The sequence below is a fragment of the Betaproteobacteria bacterium genome (assembly GCA_016791345.1).
Classification (GTDB): domain Bacteria; phylum Pseudomonadota; class Gammaproteobacteria; order Burkholderiales; family JAEUMW01; genus JAEUMW01.
Genome location: JAEUMW010000413.1, coordinates 1 through 4,356 on the forward strand (window position 1 = coordinate 1; position 4,356 = coordinate 4,356).

The following is a 4,356-nucleotide window of genomic DNA, read 5'->3' on the forward strand; positions in this document are numbered from 1 at the left end:
AGACCATTCGGATGGAGGCAAACAACATGAACCGCATACCTGGGCGCAACTTCCTTTTCGTTCCCGGACCGACCAACATCCCGGACCGCGTCCAGCGCGCCATGATGGTGGCCATGGAAGACCACCGCTCCTCCCGCTTTCCCGATCTCACCAAGAGCCTGTTCGAGGACCTGAAGAAGGTCTTCAAGACCGAGACCGGGCAGGTCTTCATCTTCCCGTCATCCGGGACCGGCGCCTGGGAGGCAGCGATCACCAACACGCTCTCGCCGGGCGACAAGGTGCTGACCTTCCGCTTCGGCCAGTTCAGCCATCTGTGGGCGGACATGATGGAGCGCCTGGGGCTCGAGCCGGACATCGTCGATGTCGAATGGGGCGAGGGCGTGCCGCCCGAGGTGGTCGAATCCAAGCTGCGCGCGGACAAGGAGAACAAGATCAAGGCGGTCATCGTCTGCCACAACGAAACCGCCACCGGTGTCACGAGCGACGTCGAAGCCGTGCGCCAGGCGATGGACGCGGCGAAGCACCCTGCGCTGCTCTTCGTCGACACCGTGAGTTCGCTCGCCAGCATCGATTTCCGCATGGACGAGTGGCAGGCGGACTGCGTCGTCAGCGGCTCGCAAAAGGGGCTGATGCTGCCCGCCGGGCTCGGCATTCTCGCCGTCAGCCAGAAGGCGCTCGCCGCGCGCAACGATGCGAAGATGAAGCGCTGCTACTTCGATCTCGATGACATGATCAAGAGCAACCCGGCCGGCTATTTCCCGTACACGCCGGCGTTGCCGCTGCTCTACGGCCTGCGCGAGTCCCTCGACATCATCTTCGAGGAAGGGCTCGAAGACATCTTCGCGCGCCACAACCGGCTTGCCCAGGGCGTGCGCGAGGCCGTCTTCAACGGCTGGGGGCTGAGTCTCTGCGCGAAGGAACCGAAGTGGTGGTCCGACACGGTGAGCGCGATCGTCGTTCCCGAAGGCATCAACGGCGCGCACGTGATCGACGTCGCGTTCCGCCGCTACAACCTGGCGCTGGGCGCGGGCCTGTCGAAGGTGGCGGGCAAGGTGTTCCGCATCGGTCACCTGGGGGATCTCAACGAGCTCATGCTGCTCGGCGCGCTCGGCGGCGCGGAGATGGCGATGCGCGATGTCGGCATCGACATCGAGCCGGGCAGCGGGGTGGCCGCCGCACAGGAATACTGGCGCCGCACCGACCCGGTGCCGAAGAAGCGCGTGAGCCGCCAGGAAGTGGTCTACGCTTCGCACTCGGTCGGTTCACTCGAAGGACAATAAGCGAGAGACGACTTGCGCCGCCGGGCAAGCCAGCCCGGCGGCGTCGCTTCGCCCGGAACTCCGGCAGCTTCATTCACGACTGGACGCGCACATGAAGAAACTTCTCCTGCAGCTCGACCCCGATCCGATTCCCGCCACCTTCGACACCGTGGTCGCCTATGACGGCGGCGCGGATCACGTGGTGCCCTACGCCAACATCGACCCCGACAACGTGCACTGGATCACCGACGGCGCGATCTTCACGCGCGCGCCGAAGGAGAAGCGCTTCACCGCGATCTTCGTCGGCGGCAGCAACATGGCGAAAGGCGAAGCATTGTTCAAGGCGGTGAAGAAGAAGTTCTTCGCCGACTTTCGCGTGTCGGTGATGCTCGACTCCAACGGCTCGAATACGACCGCTGCGGCGGGCGTCGCGGTGATGGCGAAGAACCGCAGCCTCGCCGGCAAGAAGGCCGTGGTGCTCGCCGGTACCGGCCCGGTCGGCATGCGCGCTGCCGTGATGCTCGCGCGCGAAGGCGCGACCGTATCGCTCACCTCGCGCAAGATGGAGCGCGCTCAAGCCTCGTGCGACCAGATTCAGCAGCGCTTCGGCGTCGCGGTGACGCCGGTTCAGGCGGTCAGCAACGAAGAGCGTGCAGCGGCTCTGCAGGGCGCACACGTGTGCTTTGCCACCGGGGCGGCGGGCGTGCAACTGCTGGAGAAGGGGCATTGGCAGGAGCACGCAGCGCTGGAACTCATCGCCGATGCGAATGCCACGCCGCCGCTCGGTGTGGACGGCGTCGAAATGTTCGACAAGTCGAAGGAGCGCAGCGGCAAGGTGGTGTGGGGGGCGATCGGTTTCGGCGCGCTGAAACTCGCCGTGCATCGCGCGTGCATCGGCAAGCTGTTCGAAGCCAACGACCGTGTCTTCGACGCGGAAGAGATCTATGCCGTCGCCAAGGAAATGGCGTGAGGTGACACCATGAGCCAGAGTCTGGAATCCTTTCTCGATGCACTCGCGAGCAACGCTCCTGCGCCGGGTGGCGGCGCGGCAGCGGCGTTGATGGGCGCCACCGGCGCCGCGCTGGTCTCGATGGTGTGCAACCTGACCCTCGGCAAGCCGAAGTACGCTGCGGTGGAAACCGACATGAGCGCACTGCGCGAGCAATCCGAAGCACTGCGCGCGCGCCTGACCGCGATGATGGAAGACGATCAGGCGGTGTTTCGGACGCTCATGTCCGCGTACGGTCTGCCGAAGCAGACCGACGAGGAGAAGGCCGCGCGAAAGCAGGCGATTCAGGATGCGCTCAAGCGCGCGACCGAAGTCCCGCTCGCCTGCGCTCGCGCCTGCGTCGAAGCCATCGCGCTCTCACGCGAAGCCGCGGAGAAGGGAAATCTGCAGGTGGTAAGCGATGCCGGAGTCGCCGTCGCCGCGGCCGAGGCGGGTTTGAAGAGCGCCGCGCTCAACGTCTGGATCAACGTGCCGAGCATCGAGGACAAGGCCTTCGCCGACGGTGCAAGCAGGGCGATCGCTGCGCTGATCGACGCCGGCGGCGAGGACAGCGCCGCCGTCTATGCGCTCGTCAAGTCGAAGCTGTAGGTCTCTGCTGGCGGTCGCCCGCGAACCGTGACCGACTGACACGCCGCCAGCCCGAAACTGGTCTATCAGCCGCTGCAACGGCTTTGCGCAGGCGAGCTGGAATTACGTCGCAGGACAGGATGGGGCAGGATGGTCGGCGACCGATACATCCGGTACGCTGTGCAGATGGATGCCGCGCACATTTACGGCCGCCTTCGCGAGTATTTCGAGGCTCACTCTCGTGGCGTGATCTGCGTCTACCTGTTCGGCAGCGTCGCTCGCGGGACGGCGCGCCCCAGCAGCGACGTGGATGTCGGCGTCCTGCTGGAGTGCGATCCGCCGCCGACCCTCGCCGGCTCGGCGGTGGCACTGGCCGGCGAGCTGGAAGGAGTCCTCGGGCGCCGGGTCGACGTGGTATTCCTGAATTGTGCACCGGTCGATCTGGTGCACCGCGTGTTGCGGGACGGCGTGTTGATATTCGACCCGCGGCCAAGCGAGCGCATCCGGTTCGAGGTCCGCGCCCGCAACACCTATTTCGATCTCAAGCCCATCCTCGACCGCTATCGCAGGGCGGCGCAAGCGCATGGTTGACCGCGACGTCGTCCTGAAGCGGATCGCCTTCATCGAGACGTGTGTCCGCGAGCTACGGACGCTTGCGCGGCTCGACCTCCTGAGGCGTGACGTGCGCGAGGAGCGGTTCATCGTGCACACCCTGCAGCTCGCCGTGCAGGCAGCGCTCGATGCGGCCTCCCATATCGTTTCGGATGACCGGCTGGGCGAGCCGGAAACGAATCGTCAGCTCTTCGATCTTCTGCACAAGGCAGGGTGGATTCCTGCGTCGCTCACCGCGGCGCTGCGCGACATGGCCGGTTTCCGCAATGTGGTGGTGCACGGTTACGAAACGGTGGATCTGCGAATTGTCGAGGACATCGTGACGAACCGTCTCGACGATCTGCTCGCGTTCGTGGCGGCGGTCAGAGCGAGACTGGGCTCGTAGACGTGGCGCCGTCCGCGTACATCCAGCCAGAACGTGAGGTTGCCCAAAGGCTGCTTCACTGCCCACTGCCCTCACACGTCGCTCCCGCAGCGCCGCCGTTCAAATCCCCAGCAATCAACCGAAACTGTTCCAAGGCCGCCTCCAGATCCTCGACGATCTCTTGGGCGATCACCTCCGGCGGCGGCAGGTTGTCGCTGTCGGCCAAGCTCTCGTCCTTGAGCCAGAAGATGTCGAGACTCGCCTTGTCGCGCGCCACCAGCTCGTCGTATTCGTACACGCGCCAGCGGCCCTGGGGTGTCGTTCCGGCCTCCGAGCCGGAATCCAGATCAGGACACCACGTCGCCTTGCGCTGGTGTCGGTTGGCCGGGTTGTAGAGCGCCACAAACTCGTCCAGGTCTGAGCGCTTGAGCGGGTTGGTCTTCAGCGTGAAGTGCTTGTTGGTGCGCAGGTCGTAGATCCAGAGCGGGGTGGTCGACGCAGAGGCGTCATGCGGAGACGTGCGCCCGTGCTGTCGCATACAGGAA

Annotated in this window: 5 protein-coding genes and 1 pseudogene; 5 read left to right on the forward strand and 1 reads right to left on the reverse strand. The window is 65.3% G+C overall.

Annotated features, from left to right (window positions below):
* The first annotated feature begins 26 nt into the window (after positions 1–26).
* The 5 genes from JNK68_15805 to JNK68_15825 all read left to right on the forward strand — a co-directional run bounded on the left by JNK68_15805 (position 27) and on the right by JNK68_15825 (position 3,832).
* A complete protein-coding gene (locus JNK68_15805; protein MBL8541809.1) occupies positions 27–1,280 on the forward strand; it encodes an aminotransferase class V-fold PLP-dependent enzyme in 1,254 nt (417 codons plus the stop codon).
* A 91-nt stretch (positions 1,281–1,371) separates the two neighbouring features.
* Entirely contained in the window at positions 1,372–2,229 is an 858-nt protein-coding gene (locus tag JNK68_15810; GenBank protein ID MBL8541810.1) for a methylenetetrahydrofolate dehydrogenase, read from the forward strand.
* A gap of 9 nt (positions 2,230–2,238) precedes the next feature.
* The gene (locus JNK68_15815) at positions 2,239–2,856 is read left to right on the forward strand and encodes a cyclodeaminase/cyclohydrolase family protein (GenBank protein MBL8541811.1); all 618 of its coding nucleotides are present in this window, start codon (positions 2,239–2,241) and stop codon (positions 2,854–2,856) included.
* Between the two features lie 165 nt (positions 2,857–3,021).
* Positions 3,022–3,426: a nucleotidyltransferase domain-containing protein gene (locus tag JNK68_15820; protein ID MBL8541812.1), complete on the forward strand. Its 405-nt coding sequence runs from the start codon at positions 3,022–3,024 to the stop codon at positions 3,424–3,426.
* Positions 3,419–3,832 carry a DUF86 domain-containing protein gene (locus JNK68_15825; protein MBL8541813.1) on the forward strand — a complete coding sequence of 138 codons (414 nt, stop codon included), beginning with the start codon at positions 3,419–3,421 and terminating at the stop codon, positions 3,830–3,832. Before JNK68_15820 ends, JNK68_15825 begins: the two co-directional genes overlap by 8 nt.
* A 55-nt stretch (positions 3,833–3,887) precedes the next feature.
* Here JNK68_15825 and JNK68_15830 read toward each other — a convergent pair.
* A pseudogene (locus JNK68_15830) lies at positions 3,888–4,295 on the reverse strand (hypothetical protein).
* Between the last annotated feature and the right edge of the window lie 61 nt (positions 4,296–4,356).